General features: G+C 73.9%; 14 protein-coding genes. 11 read left to right on the plus strand and 3 right to left on the minus strand.

The genetic code is table 11. The features are described 5' to 3' along the window. The first annotated feature begins 222 nt into the window (after positions 1–222). The 8 genes from IO30_RS0138275 to IO30_RS0138310 all read left to right on the plus strand — a co-directional run bounded on the left by IO30_RS0138275 (position 223) and on the right by IO30_RS0138310 (position 9,079). Positions 223–1,185, plus strand: coding sequence for a Zn-ribbon domain-containing OB-fold protein (locus IO30_RS0138275; protein WP_031151059.1), 963 nt, complete (start codon positions 223–225; stop codon positions 1,183–1,185). Then, the gene (locus IO30_RS0138280) at positions 1,185–2,252 is read left to right on the plus strand and encodes a thiolase domain-containing protein (RefSeq protein WP_031151061.1); all 1,068 of its coding nucleotides are present in this window, start codon (positions 1,185–1,187) and stop codon (positions 2,250–2,252) included. The genes IO30_RS0138275 and IO30_RS0138280 overlap by 1 nt, the downstream gene beginning before the upstream one ends. Then, positions 2,249–3,424, plus strand: coding sequence for a thiolase domain-containing protein (locus IO30_RS0138285; protein ID WP_031151063.1), 1,176 nt, complete (start codon positions 2,249–2,251; stop codon positions 3,422–3,424). The genes IO30_RS0138280 and IO30_RS0138285 overlap by 4 nt, the downstream gene beginning before the upstream one ends. Positions 3,425–3,556: 132 nt before the next feature. After that, on the plus strand, positions 3,557–3,784 hold the full coding sequence (locus IO30_RS0138290; RefSeq protein WP_107064989.1) for a DUF397 domain-containing protein: 228 nt from the start codon (positions 3,557–3,559) through the stop codon (positions 3,782–3,784). 95 nt (positions 3,785–3,879) lie between these two features. Next, a complete protein-coding gene (locus IO30_RS0138295) occupies positions 3,880–4,287 on the plus strand; it encodes an ACT domain-containing protein (RefSeq protein ID WP_031151067.1) in 408 nt (135 codons plus the stop codon). 333 nt (positions 4,288–4,620) lie between these two features. Then, entirely contained in the window at positions 4,621–7,620 is a 3,000-nt protein-coding gene (locus IO30_RS41510) for an ATP-binding protein (RefSeq protein WP_051902848.1), read from the plus strand. Between the two features lie 36 nt (positions 7,621–7,656). After that, entirely contained in the window at positions 7,657–8,475 is an 819-nt protein-coding gene (locus IO30_RS0138305) for a maleylpyruvate isomerase family mycothiol-dependent enzyme (protein ID WP_031151069.1), read from the plus strand. Positions 8,476–8,578: 103 nt separating this feature from the next. After that, positions 8,579–9,079: a hypothetical protein gene (locus IO30_RS0138310; protein WP_031151070.1), complete on the plus strand. Its 501-nt coding sequence runs from the start codon at positions 8,579–8,581 to the stop codon at positions 9,077–9,079. Positions 9,080–9,092: 13 nt separating this feature from the next. Here IO30_RS0138310 and kstD read toward each other — a convergent pair whose 3' ends face one another. Further along, on the minus strand, positions 9,093–10,862 hold the full coding sequence (gene kstD, locus IO30_RS0138315) for a 3-oxosteroid 1-dehydrogenase (RefSeq protein WP_031151072.1): 1,770 nt from the start codon (positions 10,860–10,862) through the stop codon (positions 9,093–9,095). Between the two features lie 176 nt (positions 10,863–11,038). Here kstD and IO30_RS0138325 point away from each other — a divergent pair, with 176 nt between their 5' ends. Next, positions 11,039–11,695, plus strand: coding sequence for an ankyrin repeat domain-containing protein (locus IO30_RS0138325; protein ID WP_031151074.1), 657 nt, complete (start codon positions 11,039–11,041; stop codon positions 11,693–11,695). Between the two features lie 101 nt (positions 11,696–11,796). On the opposite strand, the gene IO30_RS0138330 is transcribed toward IO30_RS0138325, so the two are convergent. Continuing rightward, complete coding sequence (locus IO30_RS0138330) at positions 11,797–12,921, minus strand: aminoglycoside phosphotransferase family protein (protein WP_031151076.1); 1,125 nt, start codon at positions 12,919–12,921, stop codon at positions 11,797–11,799. Between the two features lie 229 nt (positions 12,922–13,150). On the opposite strand from IO30_RS0138330, the gene IO30_RS0138335 reads away from it, so the two are divergent. Continuing rightward, positions 13,151–14,641, plus strand: coding sequence for a DNA-binding protein NsdB (locus IO30_RS0138335; protein ID WP_031151077.1), 1,491 nt, complete (start codon positions 13,151–13,153; stop codon positions 14,639–14,641). A 302-nt stretch (positions 14,642–14,943) separates the two neighbouring features. On the opposite strand, the gene IO30_RS0138340 is transcribed toward IO30_RS0138335, so the two are convergent. Then, positions 14,944–16,368, minus strand: coding sequence for a PP2C family protein-serine/threonine phosphatase (locus tag IO30_RS0138340; RefSeq protein ID WP_031151079.1), 1,425 nt, complete (start codon positions 16,366–16,368; stop codon positions 14,944–14,946). A 486-nt stretch (positions 16,369–16,854) separates the two neighbouring features. On the opposite strand from IO30_RS0138340, the gene IO30_RS0138345 reads away from it, so the two are divergent. Further along, positions 16,855–19,065 (plus strand): xanthine dehydrogenase family protein molybdopterin-binding subunit, encoded by a 2,211-nt coding sequence (locus IO30_RS0138345; protein ID WP_031151081.1) that lies wholly within the window; start codon positions 16,855–16,857, stop codon positions 19,063–19,065. Positions 19,066–19,070: the final 5 nt, after the last annotated feature.

Genomic DNA, 19,070 nt, shown 5'->3' on the forward strand with positions numbered 1-19,070 from the left:
CGTCCGGGTCCGGGGTCCCGCTTCCGACCCGCTGCTCCGGCCCCCGCCAGGGGTCCGGGTCCCCGCCTCCGCCCCGACCCCGTCCTCCGGCCGACCCGCCCCGCCCCGCCCGGGGCGCAGGGCTCCGCCCCGACCCCCTGCCCGCCAGGGCCCGGGCTCCGTCCCCGCAACCGCGTTCTCGTCCCGTGCTCCGTACCCGTCCTGAACATCGGAGAGCCGCCCATGACAGCCGCCGCGACACCACCCGAGGTGCTCCGTGCGCCCCTCGTCGTCGAGTTCCCCTTCACCCGGTCCCTCGGGCCCGTCCAGAGCGCCTTCCTGACCGGGCTGCGCGAGTGCGTCGTGCTCGGGGTGCGGACCTCCGACGGCAAGGTGATGGTCCCGCCCGCCGAGTACGACCCCGTCACCGCCGAAGAGATCCGCGACCTCGTCGAGGTCGGCGCCACCGGCACCGTCACCACCTGGGCCTGGAACGGCCGCCCCCGACCCCACCAGCCCCTGGGCACCCCCTTCGCCTGGGTGCTGGTCAAGCTCGACGGCGCCGACACCGCCCTGCTGCACGCCCTCGACGTCCCCGGCCCCGAATCCGTCCGCACCGGCATGCGCGTACGGGTGCGCTGGGCCGCCGAACGGTCCGGCGCCATCACCGACATCGCCTGCTTCGAGCCCTACGAGGGTCCGGCCGCCGGCGGGGCCACCCCCCACGACGGAGCCTTCGACGACGCCGTCACCGGCATCGTCGCCGAGGCCCGCCTGGACTACACGTACAGCCCCGGCCGCGCACAGACGGCCTACATCGACGGCCTCTCCCGGCAGAAGACCGTGGGCGAACGCTGCCCCTCCTGCCACAAGGTGTACGTCCCGCCGCGCGGCGCATGCCCCACCTGCGGCGTCGCCACCACCGACCAGGTCGAGGTCGGCCCGGCCGGCACCGTCACCACCTACTGCATCGTCAACATCAAGGCCAAGAACCTCGACATCGAAGTCCCTTACGTCTACGCACACATCGCCCTCGACGGCGCCGGGCTCGCCCTGCACGGCCGGATCGGCGGCATCCCCTACGACCAGGTCCGCATGGGCCTGCGCGTCGAGCCCGTCTGGACCGAAGGCGGCCGCTACCCCGACCACTACCAACCCACCGGCGAACCGGACGCGGACTACGACGCGTACAAGGAGCTCATCTGATGCCGCCGACGCCGAGGTACGCACGCGACGTGGCCGTCGTCGCCTTCGCGCAGAGCGACCACCTGCGCCGCACCGACGAACTCAGCGAAGTCGAAATGGTCATGCCGGTCCTGCACCAGGTCCTCGCCCGGACCGGCCTGAAGGCCAAGGAGATCGGCTTCACCTGCTCCGGCTCCAGCGACTACCTCGCCGGCCGCGCCTTCTCCTTCACCATGACCCTCGACGGCGTCGGGGCCTGGCCGCCGATCTCCGAGTCGCACGTCGAGATGGACGGAGCCTGGGCCCTCTACGAGGCCTGGGTCAAGATCCAGACCGGCGAGGCCGACACCGCGCTCGTCTACTCGTACGGGAAGTCCTCCCCGGGTTCGGTGCGCGACGTCCTGACGCGCCAGCTCGACCCCTACTACCTCGCCCCGCTCTGGCCCGACTCGGTGGCCCTGGCCGCCCTCCAGGCCCAGGCCCTGATCGACGCGGGCGAGACCGACGAGAACGCCCTGGCGGCCATCGGCGCCCGCAGCCGCAGCTCCGCCGAGGCCAACCCGCACGCCCAGCTCGCCGGCCCCGTACCGCAGGGCGACTACCAGGTGGCACCGCTGCGCACCGGGGACTGCCCGCCCATCGGCGACGGCGCCGCCGCGGTCGTCCTGGCCGCGGGCGACACCGCACGGCGGCTGTGCGAGCGGCCCGCCTGGATCACCGGGATCGACCACCGCATCGAGGCCCACGGACTGGGCCTGCGCGACCTCACCGACTCCCCGTCCACCCGCACCGCCGCCGAGCACGCCGGATTCTTCGAGCGGCCCGTCGACACGGCCGAACTGCACGCGCCGTTCTCCTCCCAGGAGGTCGTGCTCCGCAAAGCCCTCGGCCTCGGCGACGACGTGCTGGTCAACCCCTCCGGCGGGCCGCTCGCCGCCAATCCGATGATGGCCGCGGGCCTGATCCGGATCGGCGAGGCCGCCGCCCGGATCCACCGCGGCGAGTCGGACCGGGCCGTCGCCCACGCCACCTCAGGCCCCTGCCTCCAGCAGAACCTGGTCGCCGTCCTGGAAGGGGACCCGCGTTGAGCGCGACAAACAAAGAGCCCGTAGCCGTCGTCGGGATCGGCCAGACCAAGCACGTCGCCGCCCGCCACGACGTCTCCATCGCCGGACTGGTCCGGGAGGCGGCGGCGCGCGCCCTCGCGGACGCCGAGCTGACCTGGGCGGACATCGACGCGGTCGTCATAGGCAAGGCCCCCGACTTCTTCGAGGGCGTGATGATGCCGGAGCTGTACCTGGCGGACGCGCTGGGCGCCGTCGGCAAGCCGATGCTGCGCGTGCACACGGCCGGATCGGTCGGCGGATCCACCGCCCTGGTCGCCTCCAACCTGGTGGCGGCGCGGGTCCACCGCACCGTCCTCACCCTCGCCTTCGAGAAGCAGTCCGAGTCCAACGCCATGTGGGGCCTCTCGCTCCCCGTCCCCTTCCAGCAGCCGCTGCTCGCCGGCGCCGGCGGCTTCTTCGCCCCACACGTGCGCGCGTACATGCGGCGCACCGGTGCGCCCGACACGGTGGGCTCGCTGGTGGCGTACAAGGACCGGCGCAACGCGCTGAAGAACCCCTACGCGCACCTGCACGAGCACGACATCACCCTGGAGAAGGTCCAGGCCTCGCCGATGCTGTGGGACCCGATCCGGTACTCCGAGACCTGCCCGTCCTCCGACGGGGCCTGCGCCATGATCCTCACCGACCGGGCGGGCGCGGCCCGTTCGCCCAGGCCCCCGGCCTGGGTGCACGGCGGGGCGATGCGCAGCGAGCCCACCCTCTTCGCGGGCAAGGACTTCGTGTCCCCGCAGGCGGGCAAGGACTGCGCCGCCGACGTCTACCGGCAGGCCGGGGTCACCGACCCGCGGCGGGAGATCGACGCGGTGGAGATGTACGTGCCGTTCTCCTGGTACGAGCCGATGTGGCTGGAGAACCTCGGTTTCGCGGAGGAGGGGGAGGGCTGGAAGCTCACGGAGGCCGGGGTCACCGAACTCGACGGGGACCTGCCGGTGAACCCCTCCGGCGGGGTCCTGTCCACCAACCCGATCGGCGCCTCCGGCATGATCCGCTTCGCGGAGGCGGCGCTCCAGGTCCGCGGCCAGGCAGGCGAACACCAAGTTCCCGACGCGCGCCGGGCCTTGGGCCACGCGTACGGCGGCGGTGCGCAGTTCTTCGCGATGTGGCTGGTGGGAGCCGAGCCGCCGGCCTCCTGAGCGCGGCGGCGCCCGCGGGCGGAGTGCCGGACCGGTCACGGGTGACTCACAGTGGCCTGTGCGGCACCCGCTGCGGTGGTTAACCTGGCCCCCGGACGACGTACCGGGAGGAGCACGCACGTGGCCGAGAGCATGACTTCACAGCCCCTGGCCGGCTGGGGCAAGCCGGAGCTCGATCTCACCGAGGCGGACTGGCGGTCGAGCAGCCGGGGAGCGGGTGACGTCCAGATCGCCTTCGTCGAGGGTTTCGTCGCGATGCGCAACAGCGAGCGCCCCGAGAGTCCCTCGCTCATCTTCGCGCCGGACGAGTGGAACAAGTTCGTGCTGGACGCCCGGGGCGGAGAGTTCGACCTGACGTAGCGCCGGCCAGGGGCCGGGTCCGGGCCGGGTCCGGGCCGGACCCGGCCGCCGCGGTGCCGAACCGGTCAAAGCGGGATGATCGGTATGGTGTCCGTATGAGTGGAGAGAGCGACCTGCGGAAACTGCTGAGCGGTATGAGGCCCGAGCTGAACGAGGGGCTCTACGTGTTCTGCACCGTCCCCGGCCCGACGGCCCCCGCCGGAACCGCCCCCGTCGCCACCGTCCTGGAGCCCGAGGGGCTCACCCTGGTCCTGCGCCAGGAGGACGCCGACGCGGCAGGCCTCGCCTACGACTACACCGCCGGCTGGATCACCCTGCGGATCCACTCCGCCCTCGACGCCGTCGGCCTCACCGCCGCCTTCGCCACCGAACTCGGTGCACACGGCCTGAGCTGCAACGTCATCGCCGGCTACCACCACGACCACCTCTTCGTCGCCGCCGACCGGGCCGCCGAGGCCGTCGCCGTCCTGGAGGGCCTCGCCGCCCGTTCCGCACAGGACTGAAAACCCTTCCCGGACCCCTGCCCGACCCCTGTCGCACCGGCGCCCCTACACCCCCCGGACGGGCTCCGCACAGAAGATCGGATTCTTTCCCCGCACCGGCACCCCTCGCGGTGTGCGCGGGCGTACGCTGATCCTCTGAACAGGCCTGGGGGGTACCAGCCATGACGGAAAACCGTGCCCGCAGACACCGCACGATGGTCGAACGCGAGGCCGAACTCGCCACTGTGGACGAGGCCCTGGACCAGCTCACCGGCCCCGGGCCCGATTCCGGCGGCGCACTGCTCGCCTTCTCCGGCCCCGCAGGACTCGGCAAGACCACCCCTGCTGGCCGAAGTGCGCCGCCGCGCCCACGCCCGTACCTGCACCGTCCTCGCCGCACGCGGCGGCGAACAGGAGCAGGGCCAGCCCTTCCACGTCGCCCGCCAGCTCATCCAGCCCCAGCTCGCCGGCTCCTCCGAGGCGGAGCTGCACGCCGCACTCGGCAGCTGGTACTCCATCGTCGGCCCGGCCCTCGGACTCTGCGCCCCCGAACAGGGCGCCCCGCCCGACCCCCAGGGCCTGCGCGACGGACTCGACTGGGTGCTGACCCACCTCGTCGTCAAGAAGGCCCCCGTCGCCCTCGTCCTCGACGACGCCCACTGGGCCGACCCCGAATCCCTCGGCTGGCTCGCCGCCTTCGCCCCGCGCGCCGAGCACCTCCCGCTGCTCCTCGTCGTCGCCTACCGCCCCGACGAACTGCCCGCGCACGCCGAGGCCTTCCGGACCCTGCCGGGCCGGGCCGGACAGCGCCCGCTGTCCCTGGCCCCGCTCACCGCCCCCGCCGTCACGGCCCTGGTCCGCGAGACGCTCAACGCCCACGCCGAGGACGAGTTCTGCCGCGAACTGTGGGCCGTCACCACCGGCAACCCCTTCGAAGCCGTCGAACTCACCGCCAAGGTGCGGGAGAAGGGCCTGGCCCCGGTCGGGGCGAGCGCTCCGCTCCTGCGCGACCTCGCCGCGGCCCAGCGCGGCAGCGGCCTCGTCGCCCGCCTCGACCGCCTCGGCCCCTCCACCGTCCGCTTCGCCTGGGCCTGCGCCGTCCTCGGCACCGCCATCCCGCGGGAACTCGCCGCCCGGGTCGCCGCCCTCGGCACCGAAGAGGCCGCGGACGCCACCGGGCGGCTGCGGGACGCCCGCATCCTGGCCGCCGCCGCGCCCGCCGAACCGGCCGCCGCGGGCTTCGGCACCGCGGAAGAACCCGAGGCCGGGCTGGAGTTCGTCCACCCCCTCATCGCCACCGCCCTCTACCGCTCCATCCCCGACGCCCTCCGCGTGGCCCTGCACGGCAAGGCCGCCGCAGCCGTCGTCGACGCCGGCCTCGGCTCCTCCGCCGCAGCCCGCCACCTGCTGGAGACCCACCCCGAGAACGACCCTTGGGTGGTGCGCACCCTGCGCGAGGCCGCCGCCGAGAACCTCCGGGCCGGCGCCCCCGAGGCCGCCCGGCGCCAGCTCGCCCGGGCCCTGCGCGAACCCCCGGACTTCGACGAACGCGCCGCCGTCCTCTACGAACTCGGCTGCGCCTCCCTGCTCACCGAGCCCGCCAACACGGTCAACCACCTGCAGGCCGCCCTCGCCGAACCGGTCGAGGACCCGGCCCTGCGCCAGGGCATCGTCATCCGGCTCGCCCAGGTCCTCGCGCACAGCGACCACCTCGCCGAGGCCTCGCAGGCCCTCGCCCGGGAGATCCCGCACACCGCGGACGTCCGGGCCCGGCTGCGGCTGCAGTCCGAGCAGTTCATGTGGGACGCCTTCAACGCCGCCGAAACCGACTCCCCGGCCCGCTCCCGCCGTCTGGCCAAGCTCGCCGACCGGCTGACCGGCCGCGACCTCACCGAGCGGTACATCATCGGGCTGCGCACCTGGGACGCCTGCCTGCGCGGCGAACCGGTGGACGTGGTCCTGCACCACGCCGAGCGGGCCCTGCAACAGCACTTCAGCTGGGCCTACGAGGACCGCGGCTTCGAGGTCCCGGTGCTCACCGCCATGGTCCACATGTACGCCGACCGGCCGTGGCGGGCGGAGCAGCTGTTCGACGCGGGCACCGCCGAATTCGAGCGGCACGGCTGGCGCGGCGCCCACCTCTCCTTCGCGTACAGCCTGCGCGCGTACATCCGCTACCGGCGCGGACGGCTCCTGGAGGCCGAGGAACTGGCCCGCGCCGGGCTGCGGCTCGCCGAACGGGTGGGCCGCCGCACGCCCGTGCACTGGTACGCCATAGCGATCCTCGTCACGACCCTGTTGGCGCGGGGACGGACCGACGAGGCCTGGGAACTGGCGCAGGAGCACGAGTACCGCGAGCCCTTCCCCGCGGCCGTGGTCTTCCCCGACTCCCAGACCGTGTACGCCGAACTGCTGCTGGCCCGCGGCGACCTCAAGGGCGCCACCGCCGAACTGGAGGCGGTGGACCGGCGGCTGACCCCGCGCGGCATCCAGAACCCGGCCTGGTGCCCCTGGCAGCTGCACCTGGCCCGCGCCGTGGCGGCGCAGGACCCCGGGCGCGCCCGGGACCTGGCCGCCGACGCGGTCCGCCGGGCCCGGGCCTTCGGCGCGGCCTCGGGCATCGGCCAGGCCCTGCGGGTCGCGGCGGAGGTCGCCGCCCCCGCTGACCGGGCGGGGCTGCTGCGGGAAGCGGTGACCCTGCTGGCCGCTTCCCCCGCCGGGTACGAACTGGCCCGCGCGCAAGCCGCGCTGGGCAGCGAGCTGCGGGACGCGGACCTGCTGGAGCGGGCCGTGCTGACGGCCCGCGAATGCGGCGCCGACGCACTGGAGGCGGAGGCCACCGACGCCCTGCTCGCGCTGGGCGGCGTCCTGCCGTGCGGTTCCGCCGCAGCCGCGCAGGGGCTGACGGCGGACGGGCTCACGGCCGAGGAGCTGCGCGCGGCGCAGCGGGCGGACGCCCGGGACGCCGCCGCCGCGAGCGCCGGCCGGCCCGCCGCCACCTGCACGGCCGCCACCCACCCGGCGGCGCCCCGTCCGGACCCGAACCGTCCGGCCCCCGCCGATCCCGACGCCGCAGGTCCCGACCCCGCAGGTCCCGACGCCGCCGGTCCGCACCAGGCCGGCCCGGACGCCGCACCACCGGGCCCCGCCCGTCCGGACCCGGCTGATCCGGACCCGGCCGGTCCGGACCCCGCGCAGCCGGGCCCGCCTCCCGCGGACCCGGCCGATGCCGCCCGGCAGGAGGCCGCCCCCGGCGTCACCGAACCGGACTGGCACCTGTCCGCGGCCTGCCGCAAGCTCGGCACGGACCGCTCGGGGCTGCCCACCGCACTGGCCGGAACCGTCCGCGGCTGAGGGGAGGACGGCCCGCTCCCCGGGCACAGTGACCCCATGGACCACATCACCCTGATCTCACACTTCAGGAGCGAGACGGCCGCGTTCGAGAAGGCCGTGCGCAGCGCGCTCGGCCCCGGTGGCGCGCCGCCCATGGTCCCCGCGTGCCCCGGATGGTCGGTGTCCGACCTGATCGGGCACCTCGGGGGAGTCCAGCGCTACGTCTCCCACATCCTGCGCGAACGCCTGACCGGGCCCCCGGACCCGGGCGACCTCTCCCTCTACGGGCTCCCGGCCGACCCGGCGGTGCTCGCGGCCTGGCCCCGGCCCGAGCGGTCGCCCAACCGGGAGCCGGTCCCCGAGGCGCTGACGGCCTGGTTCGCCGAGGGCGCCCGGGAGCTCGCGCGGCTCTTCGCCGAGCTCGGACCCGAGGCGCAGGTGTGGACCTGGGCCCCGGAACAGAGCTCCGGCTTCTGGCTGCGGATGCAGACCATCGAGGCCGCCCTGCACCGCTGGGACGCCGAAGCCGTGACGGGCACACCGGCCCCGCTGGACCCCGCACTCGCGGCCGACGCCGTGGACCAGACCTTCGAGGTGATGGTCCCGGCCCGGCGGCTACGGGGGGCGGCCCCGCCGGGTACGGGGGAGCGGTACCGCTTCCGGCGTACGGACGGCCCGCAGTCCTGGACGGCCGCCTTCACCGGGGACACGGTCCTGCCGCTGCCCGCTCCCGCCGCCCCGGTGGACGTCGAGGCCGCGGGGACCGCCTCGGACCTGGCACTCTTCCTCTGGCACCGGCTGCCGCCCACGGCCCTGAAGGTCTCGGGCGACGCCGCGCTCCTCCCGCACTACTTCACCCTGGTCCCCCCGGCCTGACCCCCGCACCCCGGCCCGGCCCCCGACGGGGCCCCGGTCCGGACGGCGGCCGGATGAGGGGCCCCGGGCCGGAAAACTTCGCCCGGCCACGTACCATGGCGGCATGTCCTTCCTCCGCCGCCACCGCGCCGCCACACCCGCCGGCCCGGACTTCGACGTCCTGGCCATGGACCCGGGGGACTGGCCGGGCAATCTCGGGGCCGGGCTGCTGCCCGCGCCCGACGGCAGCTGCCAGGGTGTCTTCCTCCGCTACGACCTGTTCGGCGGACGCGGCCCCGCGATGATCATCGGGAACCTCCCCGAGGGCTCCCCCGCCCGGGACCTCTCCGACGGGCAGATCCCCTTCGAGGTGGCCCAGCTCCTCGACGCGCTGGAGAACGACGAGGACGTCGAGGTCACCGGCGCCGAGGACTGCCCCGTCATGCAGGGCGACAACCTCCTCATCGTCCGCAAGATCAAGCTGTCGGAGTCCCGCATCTCCTGCGTCCAGTTCGACCGCAGCGACAACGTGCTGGTGACCATCGCCAGCTGGGACCGCCCGATCACCGATGACCTCTACGCCCTCCTGAAGCCGCTCCCCGCCGAGCTCTTCCAGCAGGGCTGACCGCTCCCCGACGTCACGCGTCCGCGATGGCGTTCGCCGCCACGTAGCCGAACGTCATCGCGGGACCGATCGTCGATCCGGCCCCCGCGTAGCTGTGGCCCATCACCGCCGCGCTCGCGTTGCCCGCCGCGTACAGGCCGGGGATCACCGAACCGTCAGGCCGCAGCGCCCGGGCCCGCGCGTCCGTGACGATGCCGCCCTTCGTGCCCAGGTCACCCGGCACGATCTTGAACGCGTAGAACGGCGGCGCCCAGATCGGCGCCAGGCACGAGTTCGGGTGCACGTTCGGGTCGGTGTAGTAGTGGTCGTACGCGGTGGCGCCCCGCCGGAAGTCGGTGTCGGTGCCGTTCCACGCCTGGGCGTTGAACCGGTTGAGCGTCGCGCGCAGCGCCGCCGCCGGCACCCCGATCTGCCCGGCCAGCGCGTCCCAGGTCCACGCCTTCTTCGCCGCGCCCGCCTCGTACCAGGCGTCCGGGAAGACGAGCGTCGGCAGGATGTCCTTGAACAGGTACTTGTTGCGGTAGTTCTGGTCCACGATCAGCCAGGCCGGGATGTGCGAGCCCGCCGCGCCCCGGTCCTTCTCGTACATCACGTGCACCACGTCGCTGTACGGGGCCGCCTCGTTGACGAACCGCGCCCCGGCCCGGTTCACGATCAGGCCACCCGGCAGGGTCCGTTCGGCGAGGCAGAAGTACGGCTCGCCGGGCAGCGGGATCGACGGACCCCACCACGCGTCCTCCATCAGGTCCAGCGCCGCCCCGGCCCGCTGTCCCGCCCGGATCCCGTCCCCGGTGTTCTCCTTCGCGCCCACCGACCACTGGGTACCGATCGGCTGCTGCTGGTACTGCGCCCGCATCTGCGCGTTGTGCTCGAAGCCGCCCGAGCCGATGATCACGCCGCGGCGGGCCCGTACGGTGCCCCGTACGCCCTCCTTCTCCACGACCACGCCCGTCACGGGCCCGCCCGCGCCGCCCTCCTGGACCAGCTCCACCAGCGGGCTGTTCAGCCAGAGGGGCACCCCCGCCCGCAGCAGCCCCGCCCGCAGTCCGGCCGCCAGGGCCTGGCCCATGGTCAGGGGCTTCTCCCCGTGCAGGGCGGCCTTCGTACCGCGGGCCAGGCATTCGGTGGACACGGCCAGCCCCTTGGCGTTGACCGCCGCCAGGTTCAGCCACTTGTAATCCTGGCTGAACACCACCATCCCGGCCGGGACCGGCATGTACGCCGGGTTCAGGCGGGCCAGTTCGGCCCCCAGGATCCGGCCGTCGATCTGGTCGGGCTCGATGGAGCGGCCGTTCGGCAGCCCGCCGGGCAGGTCGGGGTAGTAGTCGCTGTACCCCTCCATGAAGCGGAACCGGAGCGGACTGCTGGCCATCACGAAGTCGAGCATCCGCGGGCCGTTCGCCAGGAATGCGGCCTGCCGGTCGGCCGGCACCTCGGGGCCGACCACGGCCGCGAGGTACTGCGCCGCCTTCTGGGGTGTGTCGGGCACCCCCGCGCCGAGGATCACCGAGTTGTTGGGGAGCCAGATCCCCGCCCCGGAACGCGCGGCCGAACCGCCGAAGGTGGGGGCCTTCTCGACCACCAGGACGCTCAGCCCGCGCCCGGCGGCGGTGAGCGCGGCGGTCATCCCGGCGGCCCCGGACCCGACCACGACCACGTCGTACTCACCGAGCGGTGGCCCGTCGTCGGCCCGGGCGGAGCCGCCCGGCAGCACGGTGGCGGCGAGCACCCCGGCACCGGTCCCGGCCAGGACGCTGCGGCGGGAGGGGAGGGAGGACGTCATGGGCGGTCTCCAGGCGGTAGGGGGGAAGAGAGAGGGGGCGGAGCGCGAGGAACGGGCGGACCGGCACGGCACTCTGATGCCGCGTCAGAAGAGGAAAGGTGTTCGGGGGATCATGTGATGTCAAGGCATACGCGCCACCCGGCGGCCGGCCGCACGCCACGACCTAGGATCGGGGCATGGCGAAGACAGAGCACGCGGTGTGGGACGGCGTCACCACCCGCGACGGCTACCCCGACGACCTCGTGGCCCGGCGGGACCTGCTGGCGGACGCGGCCCGCGACGCGGACTGGCCGCGCGTGTTCGACCTGCTGGCGCAGCACCCGGACTGGGTCAACGCGACGCGCGTGGGCGGCCCCAGCGGATTCGCCCTGCTGCACCAGGCGGCCTGGCACGGCGCGCAGGACGCCGCCGCGGTGCTCGTCGGCTGCGGCGCGTGGCGCACCCTGCCGACCGCGGCCGGGGAGCGGGCCGTCGACATCGCCCTGGCCCGCGGCCACAAGGGAGTGTCGGCGCTGCTGCGGCCCCTGGTGCGCCACCCGCTGCCGGCCGGGACGCTGACCGCGCTGGAAGGACGGCTGCACGCGCTGATCCGGGCCGACAGTCACGGCCTCGCCGACCGGCACCGCCTGAAGCTGCCGGCGCTGGCCGTCCTCACCGAACTCGACGAGCCCCGCATGTACTTCCCCGTACCCGGCATGTACGGCGGCTTCGGCTACCGGCTGGAGGGCGACAGCCTCGTCACCGAGAGCTCCAGCCGCGTCGTCGGCGGCTCCGGCCGGCGCCACCGCATCACCGTCGGCGCCACCGAGCTGGTGGCTCAAGGCTTCGTCTGAGCAGGGCGCGTCCCGCCCGCGCTCGTACGCGGACACTGCCGAGCCCCGGGCGGGTGACCCGGGGCTCGGCAACCATGGGGGTCAGGAGGACCCGGCGGAGGTCAGCGGGTGCCGACCGCCGCGCGGACCGCTCGGCGGGCCAGTCCGGCGTCGTCGTGCAGGCGGCGCAGCAGCAGCCGCTGCTCCTCGCCCGAGGACAGGGCGCCCGCGGGCACGGGCTGGGCCGGGGCGGTCGCGAGCATCGAGCGCTGCACCGCCGTCTCGGACATCCGGATCTCCCGGGTCAGCACCAGCATCAGGTTGACCAGGAAGGCGTCCCGGGCGGCCGGGCCGGCCGACTGGGCGAGGCGGCTGATCTGGCTGCGGGCTGCCGGGGCGTCGCCCAGGACCGTCCACAGCGTGGCCAGGTCGTAGCCCGGCAGGTACCAGCCCGCGTGTTCCCAGTCGAGCAGGACCGGTCCCGCCGGGGACAGGAGCAGGTTCGAGAGCAGCGCGTCACCGTGGTTGAACTGCAGGCCCGTGCCCGACATCTTCACGCCGTGCAGCAGCTTCTGCAGGTCACCCAGGTCCCGGTCGGTCAGCAGACCCAGTTCGTAGTCGCGCAGGATCCGGCGCGAGTAGTTCATCGGGGTCCCGAACAGCTCGCCCGGCGGACGCCACTGGTTGACCCGGCAGACAGCGCCGAGGGCCGCCCGCAGGTCGACCCGCGGCGGGGCCTCGACCGGGTGCCGCTGCAGTGCCGCCACCCGGCCGGCCATCCGCTCGACCACCAGCGTGCAGTTCTCGGGGTCGGCGGCGATCAGCCGCGGGACCCGGACCGGCGGACGGTGCCGGACGAACGCCCGGTACGCCGCTATTTCGTGCCGGTACCGCTCGCGCCACTCGGGCGAGTGATCCAGTAAAACCTTCGCGACGGCGGTCATCCGTCCGGTGGTCCCCACGAGGAGGACCGAGCGGCCGCTGCGCCGCAGCACCTGGACCGGGGCGAACTCCGGACAGATCCGCTGGACCGACGCGAGCGCGGTGCGCAGCTGCGCACCCTGCGGCCCGGAGAGGTCGATTCTGCCGCTGAGCGGCTGCGATCCGGTGCCCGGCATCCGCCGCGCCCTGACGGCGCCCTGCGCCGGGGCCGCCGGGCGGCCGGGGTCGAGGTAGGGGCTGCCGCCCGCCTGGAGCGTGCGGTGCGGGCGGACCGGGGCGGACACGGAGGACGTTGATGCGTACATGGCGTTACGGATCCCTTCGTGCGCCGACGAGTTCGTACGCCGCCCCGCCGGATCCCGTACTTCACCCTGGGGAGTTCCGCCGGTGACCGGGTCGGGGAGGCGCATTCCTACCTGACACCCAGCCGCGGGTGGCGGACCATCGAGCGTGCCCTGGCGAAGCCTGGCGAATAGTCGCTCGGCATCTGACGGGGGGCTACTGTCAAGTCAGCCGAGAACCTGGGGGCTTGACGTGAGCAAAGGTCCAAACACCCGCTTGAACGACCTGTTCGGCCTGGCCGGCTGGTCGAAGGGCGAACTGGCGAGGATGGTCAACAGGCAGGCGGCGGCCATGGGTCACCACCAGCTGGCCACCGACACCTCGCGGGTGAGGCGCTGGATCGACATGGGGGAGACCCCGCGCGAACCGGTGCCCACGGTACTGGCAGCACTGTTCACCGAGCGGCTCGGTCGTGTCGTGACCATCGAGGACCTCGGGTTCGTACGGCAGCGGCGCACCTCCAAACGGCAGCCGGACGGGGTGAAGGAGAACCCCGACGGAGTGCCCTGGGCGCCCGAACGCACGGCCGCGGTCCTCACCGAATTCACGGGAATGGACCTCATGCTCAACCGTCGCGGTCTGATGGGCGCGGGTGCCGCGCTCACCGCCGGCTCAGTTCTCAGCAACGCCATGTACGACTGGCTCCACACCGACCCCGCCCGGGACGCGCAGGGCGCGGGCGACGCCTTCCAGGCCGATCCGGCGGGTTACGACCGCTACGAGGCAGCCCCGATCGGCTCGCAGGAGATCGAGGCCCTGGAGCGTTCCGTGGAGGTCTTCCGGGCCTGGGACGCCTCCAGAGGCGGCGGGCTCCAGCGCAAGGCCGTCGTCGGCCAGCTCAACGAGGTGGGCGGCATGCTCGCCTACCACCACCCGGACCACCTCCAGCGGCGGTTGTGGGGGGTGGCGGCCAACCTGGCGGTGCTGGCGGGCTGGATGTCCCACGACGTGGGCCTCGAACCGACGGCCCAGAAGTACTTCGTCATCGCCGCGCACGCGGCCCGCGAGGGCGGCGACCGGCCGCGCGCGGGCGAGGCACTGTCCCGCGCCGCCCGGCAGATGGTCCACCTCGGCAAGCCGCACGAGGCCCTCGACCTGATGAAGCTGGCCCAGTCCGGCTCGGGGGAGCAGACCCTGCCGCGCACCCGCGCCATGCTGCACACCATCGAGGCCTGGGCGCAGGCCGCGATGGGCAAGGGGCAGGCCATGCGCCGCACCCTGGGCGAGGCGGAGGAGCTGTTCGTCTCCGACAAGGGCGACGTACCGCCGCCGAGCTGGATGCAGCACTTCGACGAGGCCGACCTGCACGGCATGCAGGCCCTGGCGTACCGGACGCTCGCCGACCACGACGCCACGGCCGCCCCCGTCGCCGCACGCCACGCCAGGGAGGCGCTGCGGCTGCGCGGTGACGGCTACCAGCGTTCGCAGATCTTCGACTACATCTCGATGGCCTCCGCCTGCTTCATCGCCGACGACCCGGAGCAGGCCGACCGCTACGCCCGCCTCGCGCTGGTCTCAATGAACGAGACCTCCTCGCACCGGACTTGGGACCGGCTGCGCGAGATGTACCGGCTCACCGGCCAGTACGCCGGGTACGCGCGCATCGAGGACCTGCGCGAGGAGATCGAGCTGGCCCTCCCGGACAGCCCTGCGCCGCGCAGCCCGCGCGGCAGCCAGGTGTAGCTACGCCCCAGCTCACCGGCAGTCCGTCACCGATAGGCCGTCACCGGCCGCCCGCCGCATCCGCCAGGCGGCTCCTGCCCGGCCGCATCCGCCGGGCCGTACCTGTCAGGACGTACCCGCCAGGTCGTCCACGCACCTTGCCCGGCCCCACCCGATCGGTCCGGTCCCACCCGGACCCGTACGCCGGCCCGCACCGAGACGAGAAAGGCCGCGCCTGACGGCGCGGCCCCGAAGCTCCCACCGCGGGCAGCTCCCGACGTCGGTTTCTCCGTACGGCGTACCTACCTGCTACCTGCTACCTGCTACCCGCCCACCCGGGCGACGAGCACGCAGGCGTCGTCCTCGCGCTCGCTCTCGCCGAACTCCTCCAGGACCAGTCGTACGCAGTCGTGCGCCGACCGCGCCGCCGAGAACCGCGGCGCGAGCGCCAGCAGCCGCTCGGTGCCGTCCGTCCGGCTGAACTCGATGCTGCGCGGGGTCAGTCCGTCCGTGCTCAGCACGAGTACGTCGCCCGCCTCAAGCCGTTCCTCGGCCTGTCCGTACGTCGCGCCGGAGGTGGCGCCGAGGAGCACGCCCTCGGGGGGCGCCAGGGAGCGGCCCGACCCGCGGCGGAACAGGAGTGGTGCCGGGTGGCCCGCCTGGGCCCAGGTCAGGGCGCGGCGGGCGGGGTCGTAGCGGCAGCACACGGCGGAGCCGAGCGCGGGCTGGACGGAGGTCTCCAGCAGCTGGTTGAGCCAGCCCATCAGCGGACCCGGTTCGATCCCCGCCATGGCCATGCCGCGCAGCGCGCCCAGCATCATCGCCATGCCGGAGGTGGCGGTCACCCCGTGCCCGGTCAGGTCACCGACCGTCAGAAGGGAGCGTCCGTCGGGGAGTTCGAGGGCGTCGTACCAGTCGCCGCCGATCAGCGCGCTGGTCGCGGAGGGCAGGTAGTGTGCGGCCACGTCCAGGCTGCCGGAGGTGGCGTTCGGGAACCGCAGGGAGCCGCGCCACGGGGGGAGCACGGCTTCCTGCAGTTCGACCGCCAGCCGGTGTTCGGTCTGTGCGATCTCCCGTCGGCGCTGCAACGAGTCACGGGACTCGCGCACCGCACGCTGGCTCCGGCGCAGCTCGCTCACGTCGCGCAGGACGGCCCACATGGACGCCGTGCAGCCGTCGGAGTCGATGACCGGCTCGCCCCTCATGTGCAGCGTCCGGACCCGGCCGTCGGCCCGGACGATGCGGAACTCCCCGTCTATGGGCCGTCCGTCCACCAGACAGGCGGTCACCCAGGCGGTGAGCAGGGGCTGGTCCTCCGAGAAGAGGGTCGAGCCCAGCTCGTCGAGGGGCAGCGCGCCGGCTTCGGGGGAGCGGCCGAAGATCTGGAAGAGTTCGTCGGACCAGGTGACCTCGTCGGTCAGCAGGTTCCACTCGGCGCTGCCCACCCGGGTCTGGCGGTCCTCGGGGGCGAGTTCCGGTGCGGCCTGGGGGGCTTCGATCCGCTCGGGGGCCGGCGGGAGGCCCTCCTTGAGCTGGCCGAGGTGCTGGCCGAGGTCGTCGAGGTGGTGGACGGCCAGGTCGCAGAGGGCGCGCTGCCAGCGGCCCTGGGCGTCGTCGTCGTCCACGACGGTGTCCCGGCGGACGGCATCCACTTCTCCCCGCAGCCGCCGGGTCTGCGAGATCAGCGCGTCCACCGACCCTGGCTCGGGCGGCTGCGCGGGACGGTCCGCGAACAGGTGGGACGGCATGAGAACTCCGATACAGGCGCGGCACGGCCAAGTCTGAAGGAAGGACCGGTAATGACTGTTGCACAGGCGGCGACGGCGTGTAAGACGTTTGGCAACATCCGCAACGGCCTTGCTCCAGGCATATGCCGCAGGCCTTCCGGTCCCCTTCCGCCCGTGCGAACGTTTCCGGTCACCACCCGCCCGCCCCTGCCGGGCGTCGTCCGCGGCCGCGCGGCGGATGCCCCTCCCCGGACCGGCCGGAATGCGTCCCCGCTGCCGGTGGCGCTCGATCGTACGGACGAGGTGTACGAGAGCCCGGCGCCACCGCGGCGCCGCCCCGGCCCCGTCAGGGCGTCCGGCGGGGTACCCCCCGAACGAAGGAACCCATCCCCGGCGGGACAGGGGAACCCCGGGCTTCCCCCGGCACCCGGCGATCGCTACCCTACGTGTCGGTAATGACCGGGGAAGGGCCTGCGATCGCGGGTTCGTGCAGGTGGGGACGTTGACATGACCGGGCAGAGCCGCCGCTCCTTCCTCACCTACCTGGTCGCCGCGCCCACGCTCGCCCTCGTCACCCGGGCCGGTGCCGACGCGGTGTTCCCCCAGCCCGCCCGCGCAGTGGTGCCCTCGCTGCCCGCCATCGCCGATGTCATCGACCTCGGTGACCTGTTCATCCTGGCCGGTGCGCCCACCTCGGCCCTGCTGGCCCTCGCCGTCGAGGCGGACGGGACCGTCCGCTTCCGGCTGCCGCGCGAGGAGGTCGGCCAGGGGCTCACCACCGCCGTGGCGATGCTGGTGGCGGAGGAGCTCGACGCACCCCTGAGCGCCGTACGAGTGGAACTGGACGACGCACGGCCCGAGTTGCTCTTCAACCAGCTCACCGGCTCCTCCAACTCGATCCGCTCGCTCTACGGGCCGGTCCGGCAGTGCGCCGCCACCGCGCGGGCCCGCCTCGTCGCGGCCGCCGCCCGCAACTGGAACCTCTCCCCGGCCAAGCTGACCACCGCGGACGGCGTCGTCCGGGCCCCCGACGGCCGCACCGCCGCCTACGGCAGCCTCGCGGCGGCGGCCGCCGATCCCGGCCTGGTCGTGCTCGGCGCCACCCCCAAGAAGGCGGCGAAGCACACGCTGGTGGGCAAGCCCACCGGCCGCATCGACGCCCGCGCCATGGTCACCGGAGCCCAGCAGTACACCCTCGACCTCCAGGTGCCCGGCGCCAAGCCCTGCGTGGTGCGCCGCCCGCCCACGCTCGGCGGTACCGTCCGCAGCGTCTCCAACCTCCCCGCCGTCAAGGCCATGCCCGGCGTCCTGCACGTGGTCACCGTCCCGACCGGGGTCGCCGTCGTCGCCGAGACCTTCGGGCAGGCGCTCGACGCCAAGGCCGCCCTCCAGGTCAGCTGGGGGCCCGGCCCCGCCGACCACCTCTCGGACGCGCAGGTCCGCTCCCAGCTGCGCGCCGCGACCCCGCCCCTGCTGGTGCCGCCGCTGCTGACCCCGTACGTGGACGCCGAGTTCGACTTCGCCTTCGTCAGCCACGCCCCGATGGAGACCAACTCCGCGATCGCCGACGTGCGGGAGGACCGCGCCGAGATCTGGTCCGGGCTCAAGTCCCCGATCGTGGCCCGCCAGACCATCGCCGCCGACCTCGGCCTGCCGCTCGACAAGGTGACCGTGCACGTCGTCCAGGCCGGCGGCTCCTTCGGCCGAAGGCTGTTCTTCGACGCGGCCCTGGAGGCCGCCAGGATCTCCAAGGCCTGCCGCCGACCGGTGCGCCTGATGTGGACCCGCGTCGACGACACCCGGCACGGCCGGATGCGACCCGCCACCCACCACAAGATCCGCGCCACCCACCTGCTGGGCGAAGTGCTCAGCTTCGAGCACCGCGTCGCCGCAGCCGAGACCGACTTCCGGCACGGGCTCGGCGAGATCATCACCGCCACCGCCGCGAGCCTGCCGCTGGGCATCGGCAACGCCACCCTCGCGCAGACCCTGTTCCACACCACGGTGAAGTCCCCCTACCACTTCGGGCTCACCACCCAGGCGCTGACCGAGGTGCCGACCGGCATCCCCACCGGATCCTGGCGTTCGGTCTACTCCGCCAACACGCGCGGCGCGGAGGAGATCGTGGTGGACGAACTCGCCGCGCGGACGGGCCGGGACCCGTACCAGTTCCGCCGGACCTTCCTGAAGACCGCAGCCCAGCGGGCCGTCCTCGACAAGGCGGCCGCCGAGGGCCAGTGGGGGCGGCCGATGGAACCGGGCTGCGCCCAGGGCATCGCCTTCCACGAGGAGTACAAGTCACGCACCGCCTGCCTCGTCGAGATCGACACCCGCGACCCGCAGCGCGTCCGCGTCACCAAGGCCGTCATCGCCGTGGACGTGGGCCTGCCCGTCAACCCGCGGGGCCTGGAGGCGCAGATGATCGGCGGGCTCACCGACGCCCTCTCGACCACCCTGCGCGCCGGACTCCACCTGGACAAGGGGCTCCCGATGGAAGGCAGCTACAGCCAGTTCCACTGGGCGCAGCAGCGCGACACCCCGCGGGACGTACGCGTCTTCGTCCTGCCCGCCACCGGCGAGGAGCCGGGCGGCGCGGGCGAGCTGGGCGTCCCGGCGGCGGTCGGTGCGATCGCCAACGCCTGGGCCCGGGCCACCGGTTCGAAGCCGCGCAGTTTCCCCCTCGACTTCGACGTCGACTTCACCCCCTACCCGCGATAGCCCCG

The sequence above is a fragment of the Streptomyces xanthophaeus genome, from assembly GCF_000725805.1.
In the GTDB taxonomy this organism is placed as follows: Bacteria; Actinomycetota; Actinomycetes; order Streptomycetales; family Streptomycetaceae; genus Streptomyces; species Streptomyces xanthophaeus.